Source organism: Arthrobacter zhaoguopingii (assembly GCF_009828605.1).
Taxonomy (GTDB): domain Bacteria; phylum Actinomycetota; class Actinomycetes; order Actinomycetales; family Micrococcaceae; genus Arthrobacter_D; species Arthrobacter_D zhaoguopingii.
On record NZ_WIAE01000005.1, the window covers coordinates 43,154 to 62,358 of the forward strand.

General features: G+C 70.2%; 21 protein-coding genes. 7 read left to right on the forward strand and 14 right to left on the reverse strand.

Features of this window, described 5'->3' with window-relative positions:
- The first annotated feature begins 30 nt into the window (after window positions 1-30).
- Together GVV77_RS07640 and cpaB are read left to right on the forward strand one after the other, a co-directional pair.
- Window positions 31-348, forward strand: a complete 318-nt coding sequence (locus tag GVV77_RS07640; protein ID WP_159617554.1) for an FmdB family zinc ribbon protein — start codon at window positions 31-33, stop codon at window positions 346-348.
- 79 nt (window positions 349-427) lie between these two features.
- Entirely contained in the window at window positions 428-1,105 is a 678-nt protein-coding gene (gene cpaB / locus GVV77_RS07645) for a Flp pilus assembly protein CpaB (RefSeq protein ID WP_246199695.1), read from the forward strand.
- A 15-nt stretch (window positions 1,106-1,120) separates the two neighbouring features.
- Here the strand turns inward: cpaB and GVV77_RS07650 are convergent, their stop codons facing one another.
- The 9 genes from GVV77_RS07650 to GVV77_RS07690 form a co-directional block, all read right to left on the reverse strand.
- Window positions 1,121-5,071: a DUF4011 domain-containing protein gene (locus GVV77_RS07650; RefSeq protein ID WP_159617555.1), complete on the reverse strand. Its 3,951-nt coding sequence runs from the start codon at window positions 5,069-5,071 to the stop codon at window positions 1,121-1,123.
- A gap of 94 nt (window positions 5,072-5,165) precedes the next feature.
- Window positions 5,166-6,752 carry a glutamine-hydrolyzing GMP synthase gene (gene guaA, locus GVV77_RS07655; RefSeq protein ID WP_159617556.1) on the reverse strand — a complete coding sequence of 529 codons (1,587 nt, stop codon included), beginning with the start codon at window positions 6,750-6,752 and terminating at the stop codon, window positions 5,166-5,168.
- 168 nt (window positions 6,753-6,920) lie between these two features.
- Entirely contained in the window at window positions 6,921-7,382 is a 462-nt protein-coding gene (locus tag GVV77_RS07660; RefSeq protein ID WP_246199696.1) for a DUF3817 domain-containing protein, read from the reverse strand.
- Window positions 7,375-8,343, reverse strand: a complete 969-nt coding sequence (locus GVV77_RS07665; protein ID WP_159617558.1) for an SURF1 family protein — start codon at window positions 8,341-8,343, stop codon at window positions 7,375-7,377. The genes GVV77_RS07660 and GVV77_RS07665 overlap by 8 nt, the downstream gene beginning before the upstream one ends.
- Before the next feature lie 33 nt (window positions 8,344-8,376).
- Window positions 8,377-8,808 carry a winged helix-turn-helix domain-containing protein gene (locus GVV77_RS07670; protein WP_343033046.1) on the reverse strand — a complete coding sequence of 144 codons (432 nt, stop codon included), beginning with the start codon at window positions 8,806-8,808 and terminating at the stop codon, window positions 8,377-8,379.
- The gene (locus tag GVV77_RS07675) at window positions 8,792-9,844 is read right to left on the reverse strand and encodes a TerC family protein (protein ID WP_159617559.1); all 1,053 of its coding nucleotides are present in this window, start codon (window positions 9,842-9,844) and stop codon (window positions 8,792-8,794) included. The genes GVV77_RS07670 and GVV77_RS07675 overlap by 17 nt, the downstream gene beginning before the upstream one ends.
- A gap of 200 nt (window positions 9,845-10,044) precedes the next feature.
- Window positions 10,045-10,416 carry a fluoride efflux transporter CrcB gene (crcB, locus tag GVV77_RS07680; RefSeq protein ID WP_159617560.1) on the reverse strand — a complete coding sequence of 124 codons (372 nt, stop codon included), beginning with the start codon at window positions 10,414-10,416 and terminating at the stop codon, window positions 10,045-10,047.
- On the reverse strand, window positions 10,413-10,829 hold the full coding sequence (locus GVV77_RS07685) for a fluoride efflux transporter FluC (RefSeq protein ID WP_246199697.1): 417 nt from the start codon (window positions 10,827-10,829) through the stop codon (window positions 10,413-10,415). The genes crcB and GVV77_RS07685 overlap by 4 nt, the downstream gene beginning before the upstream one ends.
- Before the next feature lie 56 nt (window positions 10,830-10,885).
- Window positions 10,886-11,338: a VOC family protein gene (locus GVV77_RS07690; protein WP_159617561.1), complete on the reverse strand. Its 453-nt coding sequence runs from the start codon at window positions 11,336-11,338 to the stop codon at window positions 10,886-10,888.
- A gap of 113 nt (window positions 11,339-11,451) precedes the next feature.
- On the opposite strand from GVV77_RS07690, the gene GVV77_RS07695 reads away from it, so the two are divergent.
- Window positions 11,452-11,955, forward strand: a complete 504-nt coding sequence (locus GVV77_RS07695; RefSeq protein ID WP_159617562.1) for a hypothetical protein — start codon at window positions 11,452-11,454, stop codon at window positions 11,953-11,955.
- A gap of 51 nt (window positions 11,956-12,006) precedes the next feature.
- Here the strand turns inward: GVV77_RS07695 and GVV77_RS07700 are convergent, their stop codons facing one another.
- Genes GVV77_RS07700 through GVV77_RS07715 form a run of 4 tightly spaced genes read right to left on the reverse strand, consistent with a single transcriptional unit; the run spans window position 12,007 to window position 15,186 of the window.
- Window positions 12,007-12,381: a flagellar assembly protein FliW gene (locus GVV77_RS07700; RefSeq protein WP_133404027.1), complete on the reverse strand. Its 375-nt coding sequence runs from the start codon at window positions 12,379-12,381 to the stop codon at window positions 12,007-12,009.
- Window positions 12,378-13,262, reverse strand: a complete 885-nt coding sequence (flgL, locus tag GVV77_RS07705) for a flagellar hook-associated protein FlgL (protein WP_159617563.1) — start codon at window positions 13,260-13,262, stop codon at window positions 12,378-12,380. The genes GVV77_RS07700 and flgL overlap by 4 nt, the downstream gene beginning before the upstream one ends.
- A 3-nt stretch (window positions 13,263-13,265) precedes the next feature.
- Window positions 13,266-14,693 carry a flagellar hook-associated protein FlgK gene (flgK, locus tag GVV77_RS07710; RefSeq protein ID WP_159617564.1) on the reverse strand — a complete coding sequence of 476 codons (1,428 nt, stop codon included), beginning with the start codon at window positions 14,691-14,693 and terminating at the stop codon, window positions 13,266-13,268.
- Between the two features lie 10 nt (window positions 14,694-14,703).
- On the reverse strand, window positions 14,704-15,186 hold the full coding sequence (locus tag GVV77_RS07715; protein ID WP_159617565.1) for a flagellar protein FlgN: 483 nt from the start codon (window positions 15,184-15,186) through the stop codon (window positions 14,704-14,706).
- Window positions 15,187-15,427: 241 nt separating this feature from the next.
- Here GVV77_RS07715 and GVV77_RS07720 point away from each other — a divergent pair, with 241 nt between their 5' ends.
- The 4 genes from GVV77_RS07720 (at window position 15,428) to GVV77_RS07735 (ending at window position 18,503) form a co-directional block, all read left to right on the forward strand.
- The gene (locus GVV77_RS07720; protein WP_201291322.1) at window positions 15,428-16,291 is read left to right on the forward strand and encodes a flagellin N-terminal helical domain-containing protein; all 864 of its coding nucleotides are present in this window, start codon (window positions 15,428-15,430) and stop codon (window positions 16,289-16,291) included.
- 124 nt (window positions 16,292-16,415) lie between these two features.
- Entirely contained in the window at window positions 16,416-17,744 is a 1,329-nt protein-coding gene (fliD, locus tag GVV77_RS07725; protein WP_159617566.1) for a flagellar filament capping protein FliD, read from the forward strand.
- A complete protein-coding gene (fliS, locus tag GVV77_RS07730) occupies window positions 17,741-18,175 on the forward strand; it encodes a flagellar export chaperone FliS (protein ID WP_343033047.1) in 435 nt (144 codons plus the stop codon). Before fliD ends, fliS begins: the two co-directional genes overlap by 4 nt.
- Window positions 18,165-18,503, forward strand: a complete 339-nt coding sequence (locus GVV77_RS07735) for a hypothetical protein (protein ID WP_159801092.1) — start codon at window positions 18,165-18,167, stop codon at window positions 18,501-18,503. The genes fliS and GVV77_RS07735 overlap by 11 nt, the downstream gene beginning before the upstream one ends.
- Before the next feature lie 369 nt (window positions 18,504-18,872).
- Here the strand turns inward: GVV77_RS07735 and GVV77_RS07740 are convergent, their stop codons facing one another.
- Window positions 18,873-19,181 (reverse strand): MmcQ/YjbR family DNA-binding protein, encoded by a 309-nt coding sequence (locus GVV77_RS07740; RefSeq protein WP_159617568.1) that lies wholly within the window; start codon window positions 19,179-19,181, stop codon window positions 18,873-18,875.
- Window positions 19,182-19,205 lie beyond the last annotated feature (24 nt).

Below are 19,205 nucleotides of genomic sequence, written 5' to 3' on the forward strand. Positions count from 1 at the left end.
CCATGAGAAGTCGAATTCCAGGAGAGACCTTTGCCTACCTACGCGTACGCCTGCAAGGATTGCGGCCATACCTTCGACATCCAGCAGGCTTTTTCCGACGAATCGCTCACCGTCTGCCCCGTCTGCTCGGGTGTGCTGCGCAAGAAGTTCAACAGCGTGGGCGTCGTCTTCAAGGGCTCCGGGTTCTACCGCAACGATTCCCGCGACACCCGCTCCTCCTCCGACCCGAAAGCAACGCCGGCCGCTTCCGACGCGAAGCCGGCACCGGCTGCGGCAAAGGCGCCGGCCAAGAAGGCCGACTCCGGAGCCGCCGCCGCCGCGCCCGCGGCGGGCAAGGCCGCTTCCTGACCACCAGGCCGATCCCGGGCTTTTCCACATAGACCACCCCGGGGCCGGCGGCGCAAGCCGCCGCCCTAGGGTGGTCTTCATGTTTTCGACGCAGCGCCGGCCGGGCGGAACGCTTCGGCTTCCCTGGATGCGCAGGGCCCTGCTCCGGCACCGCCGGCTGCTGGCCGCGGTGCTGCTGTGCGCGGCGGCGGGCACCTGCGTCGAAGCGTTCCTGCCCCGCGCCGAACCCGGCACCCCGGTCATCGCCGCTGCTTCCGACCTCGCTGCGGGCACCGTCCTGGCTGCAGCGGACCTGAGGATCCTGGCCCTTCCCTCGAGCGCCGTCCCGCCGGGAGCGCAGACGCGGCGGGAGGACCTCCTCGGGCAACGGCTCGCTGCGCCCCTGCGGCGCGGGGACATCATCACCGACACCCGGCTCGTCGGACCCGGGCTGCTCACCGGCACCGCCCCCGGAACCGTCGCGGTGCCGCTGCGCCCGGCCGACCCCTCAACCGTCCGGCTCGTGGGGGCGGGCCAGCGGGTCGACGTCGTGGTGAGCACCGGCAACGGCTACGAGACGGCCGCCGCCTCCGAAGTGATCGCACGGAACCTCGCGGTGCTGTGGAGCTCACCCGGCGAGGATCCGTCGTCGGCCTGGTCCGCCTCCCCTGCCGAGGCGGGACTGGTGGTGGTGGCCGCCTCCCCGGAGGATGCCGCCGCCCTTGCCGGATCCTCAACCGCGGGCCAGGTCCACCTGGTCCTGACCGCCGGACGCTGAGCCGGCCGGGCCGGGTCAGCTCCAGTGCGGCGGGCGCTGTTCCTTGAGCCACTCGTCGCTGTCGGTCCGGGAGTCGCCCCAGGCGCGGGGATCGTCCTCTGCTGCGGTCTTGGGCAGCACCGGGTCGTCCGCGCCGGGCACCGCGGCGGACGGCCGTGGGGCGCGGCCCTCGTCGGTTTCGTTCTTCCTCATCCGCAGTGCGTCCCTTCGGGTCCGGGGCGGTTCGTTCGCTTCGAGCAGGTCAAGGCCGAGCTCGCGGGCCGCCCGTTCGGCGCAGCCCTCCGGATCGGTGAAGACCTCGATGGTCCACAGCGGCATGTACCGCCAGCCCATGCGCTCCAGCTGCTGGGGGCGGAGCCGGCTCCGCTCGCGCACGGTCATCGCCCCGTAGCGGGCCGTGCCGTCCGACTCGATCGCCAGCGGCGCCACCGGGTAGTCGCGCTCCGGGGCCGCTGCCGCCGGGGGCCGGGTGGCCACGATGTCGAGGACGCCGCCGTAGGAGTCCTTGACCTTGGCACCGCGGGCACGCAGCCGCTCGACGAGGTCGGCGACCAGCGGGTCCGCGTTGTCCGGGGCCTGCTTCCCGGCCGGAGCGGAGGAGGGTGCCAGTTCGCTGCGGAGCAGCTCGTAGAAGTCGGCCGCTCCGTTGGTCAGCCGCTCGGGGTCGAGGTCCGCCGGCTGGAAGCAGGAGAGCACGTGCAGCCTGCGGCGGGCACGCGTCATGGCCATCACGAACTTGCGGCGGCCGTCCGGGCCGGACAGCGGACCGAAGGAGTGGAGCGCCCGCCCGTGCGGCGTCCGGCCGAATCCCAGCGAGAAGATGACGTCGTCGCGGACCAGGCCCGCGGCGCGGTCGACGGGGACCACCCGGAAGGACTCCCGGCCGGGGGCGAAGAAATCATTCGCCCACGGGAAGTTCGCCATCTGCAGGCGGATCGCCTCCCCCACCCGGGCGGCGTGCCGGGGGCTGGTGGTGACGACGGCCAGGGAGAAGCTGGGCCGGTGCCGGATGTGTTCGAAGACGAGGTCCACCACCCGGTTCACCTCCGCCGAGACGCTCTCGACGCCCTCGTGGTCCGAACTGGGCATGCCGGTGCCGTCGGGAAGGTATTCGACGACCAGGCCGCGGCCGGCCCCGGAGACCTCGGAGGCCTGCGGCAGCCGCGTGAGGCGGTCCTCGTAGAAGGTGGCGCTGAGGTAGCTGCCCAGTGCGCGGTCCACTCCCCGGTAGACCACGGCCAGGGAGCGCTCCGGCAGGACGGCACGCAGCTCCTCGTAGGCACTGGGCAGCGGGTCGGACTCGGTGCGCGGGCGCTCGGGCGACTGGATTTCGATGCTGAAGCGCGTCGGCCCGGCAAGGCGGGTGTCCCCGAAGACGGCGGTCTGGCGGGCCCGGGCGATCACCGGGACGGCGCTCTGCAGCGATACCGATTCCCCGTCGAGCAGCAGCAGGGAGTCGAAGGCGGCGCCGTCCGGCAGGATCATCGGCGCCATCAGGGGGCTGACGGCCCACACGGGGAGCAGCGCCGTGGTGAGGTCGGGGTGCAGCGCGCTGAACGATTCGAGCGTGAGGGTGTCCTCCCGCAGGTGGCTGCGCAGCCGTTCGGCATCCGCGGAGTGCGCGGCGATCGCCGTGTTCCACCGCTCGGCCAGGCGCCACCGCAGGCGGGCCGCCCCGGAGGAGATATGGGCCGTATCGGCGAGCCGGAACTCGGCCTCCAGACGGCGCAGGCTGGCGCCGTCGGACATGGCGAGGTAATCGTCCCCGCTGATCATGGCCTCGAGGGCCGACTGCCACCAGGCCAGTTCGAGCTCGTCGGCAACCCGGTCCTCGGACACCTCGCGCGCCGCAAGGTCCTCGAGCAGTTCGCCGAGCCCGTGTTCCCTCATCTCGTCGAGCAGCAGGGTGCGCTCCGGGAGCGCCTCGAGGGTTTCCCGGTCCGCGGCGAGGGCCGCGAGCCGCTTCTCGAGGTCATCGAGCTCACACGAGGGCAGATCCGGGGTGCCCTGGGCGGCACGGAGGATGCGGCTGAGTTCCTCGAGCCGGCCCTGGACGCCCTTGTAGAAGCTGTTGATCTCGGCCAGGCCGGTCGGCACCGAAGGGTGGCGTTCGGTCTTGGCGTACCGCGTCCACAGCGTGCGCTGGTCCTGGACGTCGACCAGGGAGGAGTGGAGGTCGGCGATGTGCACCCCGGGACGCACGTACTCCTTGGCGACCCGCCGCAGCCGTGAGCGGGTCATCGAAGTCATCTCGATGGCACGCTCGCGCCGCCAGGACGAGGGGGCGGTGGCCGAGATGAGGTCGGTCACCGGGCGGTCGAAGATGTCGGGGGTGAACTTGTCGAGGCTGGCGCGGACCGCCACGAGCAGTTCGAGCTGCTCCCCCCATTCCCGGAAGGTCCTGCCCAAGGTGATGTGGGAGTGTTCGGCGACGCGCAGCACCTTCGCACGCAGCAGCGGAATGTCGCGGGACAGGTCGGAGGCCAGGGCGTGGGCGTGCTCGGTCTCCTTGCGGTTCAGCAGCTGCGCCCCGAACCAGGGGCTCTCGGTCGAGGCCTTGCTGAAGCTGCCGAGCTCCGCCGCGCGCCGCAGCCGGGTGGCCAGCTCCGCGCGGTCGGCGATGTTGTCGAGCACGCTGCGCTTCAGCCGCACCGTCGTCGAGGGTGCCGGATCGAGGGCGGTGAGCGCGGCGAGGGACTGCATGGCCTGGTACGGCGAGCAGTTCCAGCGGCTGCGGACATTGTGGAGGGACCGCACGTGCTCGAGGAGTTTATGCCGGTGCCCTACGAGGGTCGCGTGAAGGGTCTCCACCGACGGCGCGGCGGCCTTCTCGTTGCGCACGATCGCCCGGATCACGCTGTCCTTGAGCTGCTGGGGGTCGACCTGCCCGTTGAGCTGGAGGACCAGGGAGCCGAGGTTGAGCGCTTCGAGGTCCTGCACGAACTCGTGCAGGGTTCCACGGCGCTCGGCGCTGACGAGGACGCTCCGGCCCTGGCCGGCCAGCAACGCGGCGGCGTTGAGGGCCGTCTGGGTCTGTCCAGTGCCCGGCGGCGTGGCGACCGCCACCGAATGCCCGGCGCCGATCAGGTCAAGGACGCCCTGCTGGGCGGTGTCGGCGTCGAGGATCAGCAGTTCATCGGCCGGGTCGCGCTCGTCGACCGGACTGAAGTCGGCCTCGGGCTCGGTCACCTCGACGCCCCCGTCGCGGGCGGCCGACAGCAGGGCGGACAGGACGGGGTGGTCGGGCTGGATGGCCTCGTCCTCCACTATGTCGGCGAGGTCGGCGAAGGTGGAAACGAGCAGGCGGTGTTCGACGGAGATCCCGCGGACGCCGTCGGTGAGGTGCCGCAGGCGGTCGAGCACCGGGTGCGGATCGAACCGGGCGGTGCCGTAGGCGAGCCGGGGCAGCGCCTCGGCGTCGAGGTGGATGCCCTGGATGTCGCCGAAGTGGCGCACCAGCGCCGGGTTCAGGCGTGCCTGCTCGGTCAGCTGCAGCTCGTAGTCGTCCTGGGAGGGGTGGACGGTGAGCGACATTCCGGTCAGCAGCACCGGGGCATTGAGCGTCTCCGACCGGCCGGCGTCGTCGACGGTGCGCCAGGACGCGGTCCCTGCCGCGAGGTGGCCGACGTCGATGCCGCGTTCGGTGCCCAGTTCGAAGATCTTCGCCCGCAGCGCACGGGCCGCCGACTTCGCCGCGTTGTACTGCACCGGATCGCGCAGCAGGGTCGAGAGCCGGGTCCGGCGTCCCGCCAGCAGCTGGGCCAGCCCGGAGGGGTGCGCGTGGGTCAGGTCGATGCTCGTGCCGGCGGAGGGCCGGAAATGCAGGAGCGTGTCCCCGGAGACCTGGGGACCGAGCTGATCCAGCCAGGGCAGGAGGAAATCCTCAGCCGAATCCCCGGAGTCCTGCTCTGGCACGGCTGTCCTCTTCCCTGCATCGTCACGCGCTGATCTTGACCAAATTGGCATATCTTCAAGCTATCCGAAATGAATCCGAAGCGGCCGCATAGCAACGCGGCGCACGGCGAAATCCGCTGGTTGGAGAACCGTCAGCGGCCGCGGGCTACTCCCACTCGATGGTTCCCGGCGGCTTGCTGGTCACGTCGAGGACCACCCGGTTGACGCCCTCCACCTCATTGGTAATCCGGTTGGAGATCCGGGCCAGCAGGTCGTAGGGCAGGCGGGACCAGTCGGCGGTCATGGCATCTTCGCTGGAGACCGGGCGCAGCACGATCGGGTGGCCGTAGGTGCGCCCGTCGCCCTGCACGCCCACGCTGCGCACATCGGCCAGCAGGACCACCGGCATCTGCCACACCTCGTTGTCCAGTCCCGCGGCGGTCAGTTCGGCTCGGGCGATGGCGTCGGCCTTGCGCAGCAGCTCGAGGCGTTCGTGCGTCACCTCGCCGACGATGCGGATGCCGAGTCCCGGGCCGGGGAACGGCTGGCGCCCGACGATCTCGGCGGGCAGCCCCAGCTGCGCTCCGACGGCGCGGACCTCGTCCTTGAACAGGGTGCGCAGGGGCTCCACCAGTTCGAACTGGAGGTCCTCGGGAAGCCCGCCCACGTTGTGGTGGCTCTTGATGTTCGCCGCGCCCTCGCCGCCGCCGGACTCCACCACGTCGGGGTAGAGGGTTCCCTGGACGAGGAAGCGGATTTTTTCGCCGTGGGCCTCGGCCTCGGCGATGATGGCCCGCTCGGCCTCCTCGAAGGCGCGGATGAACTCGCGTCCGATGATCTTGCGCTTGGTCTCGGGGTCAGAGACCCCTTCGAGCGCCTTGAGGAAGCGCTCCTGCTCGTTGGCGACGTAGAGCTTGACGCCGGTCGCGGCCACGAAATCCCGTTCGACCTGTTCGGCCTCGCCTTCGCGCAGCAGCCCGTGGTCGACGAAGACGCAGGTGAGCTGGTCCCCCACCGCGCGCTGCACGAGCGCCGCGGCGACGGCGGAGTCAACACCGCCGGAGAGGCCGCAGATGACGCGGGCGTCCCCGACCTGGGCGCGGATCCGCTCGACCTGCTCCTCGAGGATGTTCCCGGTGGTCCAGTTGGGGCGGAGGCCCGCACCCTCGAACAGGAAGTTTTCGAGGACGCGCTGGCCGTACCGGGAATGCTTCACCTCGGGGTGCCACTGCACCCCGTACAGGCTCTTCTCCTCGTGGGCGAAGGCCGCCACCGGTGCGCCGGCGGTGCTGGCCAGCACCTCGAACCCGGCCGGAGCCGCCTGGACGCTGTCGCCGTGGCTCATCCACGCGTTCTGGTTCTCCGGGGTGCCGCTGAGGATCGAGCGTGCTTCCCCTTCGGCGGTGACATCGGTGGACCCGTACTCGCGCAGCCCGGTCTTCGCGACGGTGCCGCCGAGGGCCGCGGCCATGGCCTGGAACCCGTAACAGATGCCCAGGACCGGAACACCGGCCTCGAACAGGTCCGCCTCCACCTTGGGGGCGCCTTCGGCGTACACGCTCGCCGGGCCGCCCGAGAGAATGATCGCCACCGGGTTCTTAGCCAGGATCTGCTCGGTGGTGAGGCTCGAGGGCACGATCTCCGAGTACACGTCTGCCTCCCGCACACGCCGGGCGATCAGCTGGGCGTACTGGGCGCCGTAATCGACGACGAGGACCGGGCGGTGTTCAGGACTGGGGGGAGGTGTAGTCACGCATTAACAATAGTCGCGGCGGGGTGCGCCCCGCACATTGGCACCCTCGGTCCCCGGACGATCGGTGACCTGGTGACGGGCCGGTGGCTGGCAGGGGACGGGCCCGGCGGCGGACCCGGTCCTCCGGTGCCGCCGGGCCGCCGTCTGGGCCCGCGCCGGACCGGCCGGTCAGTAGCGGGGGGCCGCTTCGGGGTGGGAGGCGAGGTCCGCCTCGGCCTCCCGGTGGACGCGCCGTTCCACGATGAAGGACAGCAGCGGCACCACTCCGCCGAGTGCGATCAGGAGGAAGCGCGAGAACGGCCAGCGGAGGAACTGCCACAGCCGGAAGTCGGCGATCAGGTACACGACATAGAGCCAGCCGTGGACGATCAGCACCGCTTTGGAGAGGTTGAAGCCGCCCGAGGCGTCGGCCTCCGCCTCGGACAGGAACTGCACGCCCGCTCCGCCGCCGGCGACGATCTCGGCATTGAACCCGTACTTGGCCACCATTTCGACGACGACGAGCAGCAGCATGACACCGGTGGCGTAGGCGAGCAGCTTGTAGAAGCTGAGGGCCGAGCGGATCTGGGCGTGGGTCCCCCCGAACCTCCGTTTCGCGGCGGGCTTCGGGGAGGTGCCTTGCTTATTCACGTGTTCCTGCTTCCGTTGGGTGGGTGGCGCCGGGGCGGGCGGCGCCGTCGTCGTCTGCTTCGGCGGGGACCGCGGCGGCCGGTTCATCCGACGCTGTGTCGTTGTCGAAGTCATTCCGGGTGCTGCCGGCGCCGGCCGCGGCGGGCTCTTCGTCCTGGTTCCCGACTCCGTCCTCGTCGTCCTCGTCGTCTTCGAGGCTCCGCCGGTAGTCGTCGGCGACGAGCCGCCACCAGAGGAAGAAGGCGAAACCGGCGAAGACGACCCATTCCACGGCGTAGAAGATATTGAGCCAGTTGACCGGCCGCTCCTGCGGCTGGGGCGCCACCTCCACGGCCGCCAGCGGCGCCGGCACGGGGACCGCCTCTCCGTCAACGGTGATGGAGGCGGACGCGATGAAGGCCGCATAGGAGGGGCGGTCCCACACATTGACGAGTTCCGCGGTGGCCAGGGCGGCCACCTGGCCCTCCACGGGATCCGCGGCAACCGGACCCTCGGCGGGGAGGAGGCGTCCGGTGAGGGCGGCCGGGCCGGTGAGTTCGGGCACGCGCGCCGCGGCGCCGGCGTCGGGCACCCACCCATGCACCACGGGGATGACCACCGGTTCCTGCGCTTCACCGCCGGCTTCCGCGGTGGAGCCCGGGGCACCGTCGACGGCGAACGCCGAGATCAGCCACAGCCCCTCGCGCCCGTCCTGGAGCCGCTCGCGGACCAGGAGGCGGGTGCCGGGCAGGAACTGTCCCTCGGCCGAGACCATCTGGTCGGCGGACGTTCCCGTCAGGGGCGAGCCGGGGGCGATCACGCCGGTCAGCGGGCGGACGGTCTCGGTGGCGGCCGGAGCCTCGGGCCCCTGCTGCCGGGAGTTGGAGAACTGCCACTGGCTGAGCAGGACAAAGACCGCGGCAAGGGCCATCACCAGGATCAGCGTCAGGATCCAGCGGGGCTTGAGCGCGGTCTTCAGCACCCATTAAAGGTACTTCGCACCCGTGTAGAAAAACTAATGGGGGCGGACAGCGCCCGGACTGGACGGCCCGGCGGCGGGGGCGCCGCCGGGGGCCGGTGCGTGCCCGGTGAACAGATTGATGAGTTCGTCGACCTCGTGGCCGGCCGTGGCGGGGTGCCGGAAGTGCCGGTGCGGCTCAATGACGTAGTGGGTTCGCCGCCCCATCCGGATCCGGCGCAGGTATCCGGCGGTCTCGAGGTCCTTGAGGATCGACAGCGCGGCGCGGGGGCTGATTCCGACCAGGTCCGCCAGGTCGGCGACCCGCATGTCCGGATCGCCGGCCACGGCCAGCAGCACGTGGCCGTGGTGGGTCAGGAAGGTCCAAGGGTGCGACGCGGGCGAACCCCGCCGGTCGGAGCGCACCGGCGGGGTTCCCTGTCCTGCGGCCGGATCGGCGTCCGGCTCCCCGTTAGAGGGTCGAACCACCGTCGGGTCCTGAGCCCTTCCCGGCGGGTACCGGACGCCGCCACAGCGGGTCCAGTTCGGCCGTCTCGGCCGGATCGGCGACCCGGAACGGAGGGTTCACCGGGGACGCCAGCGGCTGCCGGGCCTGTCCGCGGGTGGCGAGCAGGCTGGCACCGATGGACACGGCCAGGATGGTCACGACCACGGCCAGTGAAATCGGGGTGGGGATGTAGAAGATGTCGATCTTCAGGAGCATCTTGATGCCCACCCAGATCAGCACCAGCGCGAGGCCGACCTTGAGGTAGATGAAGCGGTGCATCAGGTCGGCGAGCAGGAAGTACATGGCCCGCAGGCCGAGGATGGCGAAGGCGTTGGCGGTGAAGACAAGGAATACCTCGTCGGTGACGGCGAAGATCGCCGGGATGGAGTCGACAGCGAAGATGATGTCCGTGACCTCGACGAGGACGAGCACCGCCAGCAGCGGGGTGGCGAGGAGGACGCCGTTCTTCCGGATGAGGAACCGCTGGCCGTGGAAGGCATCGGTCATCGGGACGAAGCGGCGGAACAGCTTGAGGGCGCGGGACTTTTCGGGCTCCATATGCTCGTTGCGCTGGCGGATCATCCGGTAGCCGGTGTAGAGCAGGAAGGCCGCGAACAGGTAGAGCACCCAGCCGGCGGAGGCGATGATGGCGGAGCCGGCGGCGATGAAGATGCCGCGGAAGACGAGCGCACCCAGGACCCCGAGGAACAGGACCCTGTGCTGGTATTCGCGGGGGACGGCGAAGTAGCTGAAGATGATGGCCCAGACGAAGACGTTGTCGACGGCCAGGGATTTCTCGATGAGGTATCCGGCGAAGTACTGCTGGCCGAACTCGGCGCCGTACACCTGCCAGATGAGCGCTCCGAAGGCGACACCGAAGGCAACCCAGACGGCGGACCAGAGGGCGGCCTCCCGGACGCCGATCACGTGGGCGCGGCGGTGGGCGAACAGGTCGATGGCGAGCATGGCGACGATCACGCCGATCACTGCCAGCCATGCCCAGAAGGGAACAGTCATGGGGTCTTGCCTTTCCAGTCAGGTCAACTAACTGGAGGTCTTTCCCGGCTCGTGATGGAGCCTGTCCCGCCGAGCCGCTCAGGGGCGGCCGGACTGACGACGGGACATTGGGGGATACTCCCCTCCGCGTTCAATTAGTGAAGCACACTTCACCTATCGAGCGCAAGGAGGGGGTACCTGCGCCGACGGCCTCGGAGCCGTCAGGCCGCGGCCAGGGCGAAGCCGGCGGCCGCCGCGCCCAGGGCGGCGGTCAGGGTTCCGAGGCCCGAGAGCAGGGCCAGCCTCCACCGGCCGGCCTTCAGGAGACGGACGGTGTCAACGCTCGCGGTGCTGAAGGTCGTGTAGCCCCCGAGGAATCCCGTGCCGACGACGAGGACGACGGACCGCTCGAGGGCGGCGGACGCGGCGAACCCGGCGAGCAGTCCCAGCAGGAACGATCCGGAGATATTGATCAGCACGGTGCCGAGCGGGAACCCGGAGCGCATCCGGGAGGAGATCATCCCGTCGAGGAGGAACCGGGCGCCGGCGCCGAGGCCTCCGGCGGCTGCGATCGCGAACACGGCACCGGTCACGGAACACCCCCCTGCCGCGGGTCGGCCGGCAACCGCTCGGCGGCCGGGCGCCGTCGGGCCGCCGACCCCGCTGCGGCACCGCAGGCGGCAGCTCCGGCGCCTAGCAGGAACGTCGCGGCGAGGTAGAGCAGGCCCGGCGCCGTGCGCCCGGCGTCGAGCAGCAGCACGGCCTCCACGGTGAGTGCGCTGTAGGTGGTGAAACCGCCCAGGAACCCGGTGCCTGCGGTCAGCCGCGCCGCCCGGAGCCGGCCGGTGTCGGGGCCGGCGGCGGCGAGGCGCTCGAGCAGCCAGCCGAGCAGGAACGCCCCCGAGAGATTGATGAGAAAGGTGGCAAGGGGAAGCCCGCCGGGCGCGGGCAGGAGCAGGTCGAGGCCGTAGCGGGCGAGGGTGCCCAGCGAACCTCCAAGCACCACCAACAGCAGGAGGTCCGGCCGGCGGTGCGCCGGGCGGCCGGCCCGGAGGGCAGGTTTCAGGACGGGACCGGAGGGGCCTGCGGGTACTTCTCCTGCACGGCGTCCCAGTCGCCCGACGAGGCGATCGGGTCCATCCAGAAGACCTCCCACGCGTGGCCGTCCGGGTCGCTGAAGCTCCGGGACCGCATGAAGCCGTAGTCCTGGGGTTTGCCCTCGGCGCCGCCGGCGGCCAGGGCCCGGTCGAGGAAGGCGTCGACCTCCCCGGGGTCGTCGACGCTGAGGGCGTTGATGACCCCCGACGTCGCCAAGGTGTCGGCGATCTGCTTGTCGGTGAACTGCCGGTAGTGCTCGTGGCTGAGGATCATCACGTAGATGCTGTCGTTGACCTCGAGCGATCCGGAATTCTCGTCGCTGAAGGACGGGTTCAGGGTCCAGCCCAGGGAGGTGTAAAAGGCCTTGGACCTCTCCACATCGCTGACCGGAAGGTTGATGAAGACTTTGCTGGCCATGTGCTGCTCCCCATCTCTGGTGTGCTTTAGGACCCTTACAGTGTGCGGCCGGCGGGGCCGGTCCGCAATGCGGAATGGGCAGACCTGCGGTCCGGCCGGTTTAGGATGGCCGGGTGGAAATCTGGATTCCCCTCACCGCCGCCGTCGGCCTTGCCCTGCTCACCGGAGGGACGGCCCTGCTGCTGCGCAGGCCCCGCCCGCAGCAGCAGGAGGCGGCTCCGCGGCGGAAGGGGACCCGGGCGTCGGGCCGGGTGGTCGCGGTGCGCCCGCAGACCCACTTCGACCGCGACCGGAACAACATCCGCGTGCCGGTCCGGGTCGAGTACACCGACCCGCGCACGGGGGAGAGCCGGACCGGAACCTACGTCCTTGACCGGTTCACCGCCAACATCCCGGCGCTGATCTCCCAGCCGGTGGGCGTCGCCACCTTCGGCAGCACAGCCCGCTCCGGCCCTGCCCGTTCCGGCGCGGCGCGCCGCCCGGAGCCCGCGGCGGGGGCGCTCGCCCCCGAGGCCGACGCCGAGGGCTTCCGCGAGATCCTCGATCCGGTTCCCGTCGACGCCTTCATCAGCGGCCCGGCCGCCGATCCGCGGGTGCGGATCGTGTTCCGCCCCTGAGGACCCCGGGGGCGGAGGGCCGCGGCGGAGGCCGTCACCCGGCGCGGAACCTCAGGCGCGCAGTTCGGCCTGGACCGGCCAGTGCTGGTCGCTGAGGATCACCTGTGAGCCCTGCCCCGTCTCGGGGTTGAGGAGCACCGGCGCCAGGAGGTTGACGGTCGTGGCCTCCCCGCCGGGGCGGGCCACCACGAGCACCTGCGGGTCCTGTGCGGACCCGAGGCCAATCGCCTCGAGGAGTTCTGCCGAGAACCGGGGAAGATACTCCGGCAGGTAGATCGCCGGATCCACGACAAAGACCCGCAGCCCGCGGTCGGCGGCCGCGGTCAGCGAATACAGCCCGTCGGCGCCGTCGATGGCGGCGAGGGTGAACTCGACGTGGGGTTCGAAACCCGGCGGAGGAGCGGTGAAGCTTACGGCAGCGCTCATCGGAGGAAGTCCAGGAGGGTCGGCGAGAGCACCTTCGAAGTGACGCTCAGGGCGCCCTGGTAGCTCAGGTCCTGGATCTTGAGGTTGGTGAGCATCTCGGCCAGGTCGAGGTCCTCGATGCCCGCGCGCTGCTCCTCGAGCGCCGCCACCTGGACCTTGTTGGTGTCCTCGGCGTTCAGCAGGCGCGAATGCCGCGCCCCGATCTCGGCCTGGCCGGCCGACACTCGATTGAACTGGGCGTCGACGGCGCCGAGGCGGGCCGAGGTGCTGATGCCGGCGCGGAGGTCGGCGGCGATCCCGTCCAGCAGGTCGAAGACCGAACCGGGTCCGTTGCCGAACACGGCGGCGCCGTCGGCGTCGACCCGGATGGTCTGCCCCTCACCCACCCGGCGCTCGACGGTGCTGCCGGGGGCTCCGGTGAACACCGGCGGGGTGCCGGTGAACGCGGCCTCCGCATCGGAGTTGCCCGCGAAGACGCTGCGCCCGAGGAACCGAGTGTTGGCCTGCCCGAGCAGGTCCCGCTTCAGCCCCTCGACTTCGACGGCGATCGCATTGCGCGCGGCCGGGGACAGGGTCTCGTTGCCGCCCTGAATGGTCAGCTCGCGCACCCGCGTCATCAGCTTGCTGGTGTTGGACAGGGCGGAGTCAAGGGCCGTCAGCCAGCCCTTGCCGTTGTCGATGTTCCGGGTGTACTGGGCAGCCGACTGCTGGTCCGCCTTGACCCGGAGTGAATCCGCCGCGGCCATGGGGTCCTGGGAGGGCCTGCTGATCCGCTTCAGGGTCATTGCGTGTTCCTGGGCCTCGGCGCGGCGCATCATGCTGGCCTGCAGGTTGCGCTGGGCGGTGTTCGTCATGGTGGTGTTGGTGACGCGGCTGAGCATTGGTTACCTTCCTACTAATCCGGTGCGGTTGATGAGGACGTCGAGCATCTCGTCGATGGCCGTCATCACCCGCGAGGACGCCTGGTAGGCGTGCTGATAGGTGAGCAGGCTGACGCTCTCCTCATCGATGTCGACCGAGGACTGGGACAGCTGAAGGCCGAGCGCCGACGCGGCGGCAACCCCGGCGAGATCCTCGCGCTGGTTGTCGGCACGCGCCGTGACGGCCAATGCCGTGACGAAGCCGCTCCACAGCCGGTCCGGGGAGTCGGTGGCATGGCGGATCTGGGAGATGGCGTCCGCGTTGGAGCCGTCCTTTCCGCCGGCGCCGGGCCGGCCCGTGGCGAGGTCCGCGGCGGAGGCCGCCGCGACCCGCAGGCCCTTGGCCGCCGGCAGCGCCGGATCGAACCGGAAGAAGTCGAGGCCGGTGCGGCCGTCGGCTGTCTCTCCCCCGCGGTGGACCGCGTTGACCGATTCGGCGAGGCGCACCGCGAAGGCGTCGTACGCGGCCGCGGCCTCGGCGAGGTCGCCGCCGGCCGCCTTGCCGTTGGCCGGGGCGAGAGTCGAGACCATCCCGCCGATCCTGCCGCCGTCGAGCGGAACGGCGCTGCCGGGCCGGTGGGCCCATTCGAGCCGGACCGGGGCGGCGGTAGCGTCCTCGAGCCGGTAGCCTCCGCTGACCTGCAGGGCATTTGCCGAGTCACCCGAGACGAGCACGTTCCCGCCCACGAGCACCTCGACCGTGCCGTCGCCGAGGGGCCGGACGGTCCCGCCGACGAGGGAGGCGATGTCCGCGGTGAGCAGGTTCCGCTTGTCGATCAGCTCGTTCGCGGAGGCGCCGGCGTTCAGGGCGGAGCGGATGCCGGCGTTGAGTTCGGCCACCTGGACGGCGGCGGCGTTGACCTCGGAGGTGAGCAGGTCCAGCTGGCGCCGGTCCGTGGAGAACTGCGCCTCGATCTGGGTGTACCCGTGGGCGAGCTTGGCCGCCAGGGCGCCGGCCTCCTCGAGCAGGACCCCGGACGGCGCCGGCGCCCCGGCGTTGTTGGCCACGTCCTGCCACGAGGTCCAGAACTTCTGCAGCGCGGCGGAGGTGCCGTTCTTGCCGGGTTCCTGCAGGATCCCCTCGAGCCCGTCGAGCGCCTTGACCCGCGCCCCGGCGAACCCGGCGTCGGCCGAAGTCGCCCGGACCCTGGCGTCGAGGAAGATGTCACCCAGGCGACGGATGCCGTCGACCTGCACGCCCTGGCCCGGCGTCACGCCCGAGGAGAAGAGCCCGACGCGCGCGGGCGGGCCCATCGGCGAGGTGGTGACCCGCTGGCGGGTGTACCCCTCGGTGGCGGCGTTGGCGATGTTCTGGCCGGTCACGGCCGAGCCCTGGCGTGCGGCGTTCAGTCCGCTCAGCGCGGTGTTCAGTGCTCCGAATGTGCTGCCCATGACGCCTCCCTCATACCCTCGTGTCGATCAGCCGTGACGTGTCGACGCCGGCGGTCATGCCGCGGGCATCGTAGGTGCCGGCCTCCGCACGGTGCCCGGCGAGGGCCTCCTGGGTGGACCGGGCCGCGGCGCGGAGGAACTGGGCGTTGGCGTCCCGGAGCTCCTTGATGCGCTCGGTCTGCTCCGTCATCACCTGCAGGTGCCGCGAGAGGATGTCCGCCCAGGGGCCAACGGGTGCGTGCTGCACCAGTTCGCGCAGCGTTGCGTTCTCCCCGGCACCCCACTCGGCCGCGACATTAAGCACCTCGACGTCGCGTGCCAGGCCGCTGGCCCGCAGCAGGGCGACGGCGCCCTCGACCTCGCGGGTTGCATGCTGCAGCCAGCGCGTCTTCCCGGCCGTGAGCAGGAGCTGCTCCTCCTCAAGCTTGAACATCAGAAGTTCAAGCAGTTCACGCTCATGCCAGAGCTGGGCTGATAGCTCCTGGATTCCCATAGTGCCTAAGACTCTCCTAGATTGGCTCAGCGGTCGCTTCCTGCTGCCGCACCTTACGTAGAAACCATCGGCGGGATGCCGGCCGATGTAAGGTGCGGCGCCGCCGTCGGGCCCGGCTCGAGCCCGATGGGAAAAAACTTTTCGCGTTCTGCTAACGCCGCCGCCGGAGCCGCCGATTGTTCTCTGCGTAAGGCCCAAGGATGGGCCCGACGCTACACAACAATTCATGGAGGAATAGATCATGGGTATGCAGATCAATACCAACACCGCGGCGAACAACGCTTTCCGCGCCCTGTCCAACACGCAGAACGACCTGAGCAAGTCCCTGGAGAAGCTCTCCAGCGGCCTCCGCATCAACCGTGCTGCCGACGACGCTGCCGGCCTGTCCATCTCCGAGGGCCTGCGCTCGCAGGTCTCGGGCCTCGGGGTTGCCCAGCGCAACGCCCAGGACGGCATCTCCGTCATCCAGACCGCTGAAGGCGCACTGACCGAGGTCCACTCGATCCTGCACCGTATGCGCGACCTGGCTGTCCAGGGCGGCAACGACTCGAACAACGCGTCGTCGCGCACCGCGATCAAGACCGAAGCCGATGCCCTCGGTGAGGAACTTGCCCGCATCACCTCGTCCACCAACTTCAACGGCATCAAGCTCCTCGACGGTACCGCTGGAACCGCCGGTGTCATTAGCCTGCAGGTTGGCGCCGACGGTGCCGCCGACAACACCATCTCGGTGAACCTCGGCGACGCCAACGCCAGCATCAACGGCGCCGGCCCGGTCTTCTCCAGCGTCGCCGGGGCAACCGGATTCGACGTCGCCACCTCGGCCGGCGCGACGACCACGGTCGCCGCACTGGACGTCGCGATCGCCGCCGTCTCGGCACAGCGTTCGGAGCTGGGTGCTTCCCAGAACCGCCTTGAGTCCGCGGGCAAGTCCCTCGCGGTCTCCAAGGAGAACCTGGCCGCCGCCGAATCCCGCATCCGCGACACCGACATGGCGGAGGAGATGGTCAAGTTCACCAAGGCCAACATCCTCTCCCAGGCCGGCGTTTCGATGCTCGCCCAGGCCAACCAGTCCACCCAGAGCGTCCTGAAGCTCCTCGGCTAAACCGACTGCTTCGTAACGGAACCGCCGGTGGCAGCCGGGCGGGGCACCCCAGCCCGCCTGTGCCGCCGCCGGCGGTTCCTGTTCACCCTCAATACCCAGATCGACGCTTCGGAGGAGAACACTCGTGGGACTTTCACTGGACGGGCTGGCCAGCGGGCTGGATACGACGGCGCTCATCAAGGCCATGATGGACATCGAACGCATCCCGCAGAACATCCTCTACAACAAATCGGTGCGCACCCAGGCCACCGTCGACGCCCTGAAGGCGCTCAATACCGGGATCGCCAATCTCACCACGCTGTCAACGGCCGCCGCGAAGCCAGGCGCCCTTTCCCTGTTCACGGCCACGTCAACCTCGACCGCGGCGACGGCCTCCGCAGGCACCGGCGCCGCCGCCGGCTCGGTGGAATTCACGATCGACCGGCTCGCCACCAAGCAGAGCTCCGTCTCGGCCCCGCTCACCCAGTGGCCGGACACCTCCCTGACCATCACCGGCGCCAACGGCACCGCCGTGACGGTCACCGCCGCGTCGACGAGCCTCGACGACGTCGTTCAGGCAGTCAACGCCTCAACCGCCAACGTCACCGCCACCAAAGTCTCCACCGGTGACGGCAACTACCGGCTCCAGCTCACCTCCAAGGCCACCGGCGCGGCCGGGGCCTTCACGCTCTCCGGGACCGCGGGAACCTTCACCCAGATTCAATCGGCCCAGGACGCCCAGATCACCCTGTGGAAGGGAACAGCCGCTGAACAGCCGGTCACCTCGGGCACCAACACCTTCGCGAACCTGCAGACCGGCCTCTCCGTCACCGTTGCGGCGGTCTCGGCGACGCCTGTCACCGTCAGCGTCGCCCAGGACGCCGACGGCATAGCGGCCAAGGCCGAAGCACTGGTCAAGGGCCTCAACGATGTGCTCGCCTACATCACCAGCAAGCAGAAAACCTCGACCACGCCCGACGCAAACGGCAAGCCGGTCACCACCCTCGGGGTGTTCACCACCGACAGCGCGGTCCGGAGCATCGGCCAGAGCCTGCTCACGGCGGCGTCTGCCCCCATCGGCGGTGTCTCGCCGTCCGAATACGGCATCAGCATCACCAAGAACGGCACCATGGAGTTCGACCCCGCCAAGTTCAAGGCCGCGCTGGCGAAGGACCCCGCGGCGGTGGACGCAGCCGTGCGCACCATCGGCTCGCGCCTCGAAGCGGCGGGGAAGACGGCGTCGGATAAGTACGGCGGTGTGATCGCCTCGAAGATCACCAGCGGCGAGGGCCAGGTCCGGGAACTCAACGATCAGGTGGCGAACTGGGACATCCGGCTCGCCTCGCGCGAGGCACGCCTGAAGAGCACCTACGCGGCGCTCGAAGTGGCGATGCAGGCAATGAACGCGCAGTCCAGCTGGCTCACCGCCCAGCTCGCCACACTGCCGACCCAGGGAAGTGACGGAAAGAAATGATGATGAACACCTCCACCGACCAGCGCCGGAAGTACCTGCGGGAATCGGTCCTCTCCGCGACACCGGCACGGCTGCTCACCATGCTCTACGACCGGCTGCTGCTCGACCTGGCCCGTGCCGAACAGGCGCAGGCGGCCGAGAACTGGCAGGCCGCGTCGGCGCAGCTGCTCCACGCGCAGGAGATCATCGCCGAGCTGTCCTCGTCCCTGAAAAAGGACGCGTGGGACGGAGCGGAGAACCTGTTCGGGCTCTACACCTATGTGTCGAACGCCTTGATGGCGGCCAACATGCACCGCGACATCCAGGCCACCCGGGAATGCATCGCCCTGCTCGAGCCGCTGCGCGAGGCCTGGCACGAGGCCTCGGCATCTCTGCCGGCCCAGAACTCCTGGGATCCGGCCCGATCCGCCGGGAGCCTTGGTGTGGCCTGACGCCGCGGGAGCCGAGGGGGCCGGCGCCCTCGGGCGTGCAGGCTGGACCGCGGCGCTGGCCCAGCTCGAGGACGTCGTCTTCGAGGCCCAGCGCGCCGCCTCCGACCCGCAGCTTCCCGCTCCCGCCATCGCCGCCTGGGAACCGCCGCAGGGCCTGGGCCCGCTGCCGGCCGACCTCCGCGAGCATGCGCGCCGCGTGAATGAGGCCCAGATGGACGCACTGGCCGCACTGGGTCAGGCGCGGGCGACGGTGGCCCGCCATCTCGGGGCCGTGGAGTCAGCCTCAGCCGATCTGGCCAGGACGGGCAGCCTCGACGTCACGGGCTGAGCCCTCCCCCCCTTAGTGCCGCCCCGATGCGGCCAGCACGGCCGAAAACGACCAGCGCGCCACAAAACGACGAGCGCGGCCGAAAAAACGGGCTCGGACGTCGCTATCGGGTACGGCAGTCGCTTTCAGGGCACCGCCGCCGTCGTTGCTGGGTGCGGATGGCGGTGGCACCCACCGACGTCGTCGGGCGCGGCCACGAACGACCGGCGCACCCAATGCGACCAGCGGACCACAAAACGACGAGCGCGGCTGAAATATCGGGCCCGAATGTCGCTTTCGGGTGCAGAGGCCGCTTCGTGGCGCCGCCGGCACCAGGATCGGTCCGGTTCGGGAACGGCCGAGGCACGCCCGCATGGCGCCGGCAGCTGATCAGGAGGGCCCCCCTCCCCCGATCCGGTAGGACTCGTCGAGCAGCTCCTCCAGTTCCCGGACGTCAATGCGGGCGAGGCGGACCAGGACCAGTTCAGGCGATCGCCGGTGATGCGGAGTGATGTAGTACGTGTCCGGATCGGCCGCGAGCAGCGCGTCGCGTTCCTGCGTCTTCACCGTGAGCACCCCCTCGGCCCACATCCGGGCGATCAGGGTGCGCGCAAACCACGCCGGTTGGTTCCAGCTCGACCGTTCGGTGACTCCCGGCAGGGAAAGGCACACGCGCCGCACGTCGTCCTCGGTTGCCACGTTTCCAAGGGTGTCAGGGACCGG

Bases quoted from the DNA above. Each gene is read 5' to 3' on its own strand.
- GVV77_RS07720 (WP_201291322.1), top strand. From the start codon at position 15,428: ATGGGTATGCAGATCAATACCAACACCGCGGCGAACAACGCTTTCCGC.
- GVV77_RS07675 (WP_159617559.1), bottom strand. From the start codon at position 9,844: ATGACTGTTCCCTTCTGGGCATGGCTGGCAGTGATCGGCGTGATCGTC.
- flgL (WP_159617563.1), bottom strand. From the start codon at position 13,262: ATGCTCAGCCGCGTCACCAACACCACCATGACGAACACCGCCCAGCGC.
- GVV77_RS07690 (WP_159617561.1), bottom strand. From the start codon at position 11,338: ATGGCCAGCAAAGTCTTCATCAACCTTCCGGTCAGCGATGTGGAGAGG.
- GVV77_RS07650 (WP_159617555.1), bottom strand. From the start codon at position 5,071: ATGCCAATTTGGTCAAGATCAGCGCGTGACGATGCAGGGAAGAGGACA.
- fliS (WP_343033047.1), top strand. From the start codon at position 17,741: ATGATGATGAACACCTCCACCGACCAGCGCCGGAAGTACCTGCGGGAA.
- flgK (WP_159617564.1), bottom strand. From the start codon at position 14,693: ATGGGCAGCACATTCGGAGCACTGAACACCGCGCTGAGCGGACTGAAC.
- GVV77_RS07715 (WP_159617565.1), bottom strand. From the start codon at position 15,186: ATGGGAATCCAGGAGCTATCAGCCCAGCTCTGGCATGAGCGTGAACTG.
- GVV77_RS07700 (WP_133404027.1), bottom strand. From the start codon at position 12,381: ATGAGCGCTGCCGTAAGCTTCACCGCTCCTCCGCCGGGTTTCGAACCC.
- cpaB (WP_246199695.1), top strand. From the start codon at position 428: ATGTTTTCGACGCAGCGCCGGCCGGGCGGAACGCTTCGGCTTCCCTGG.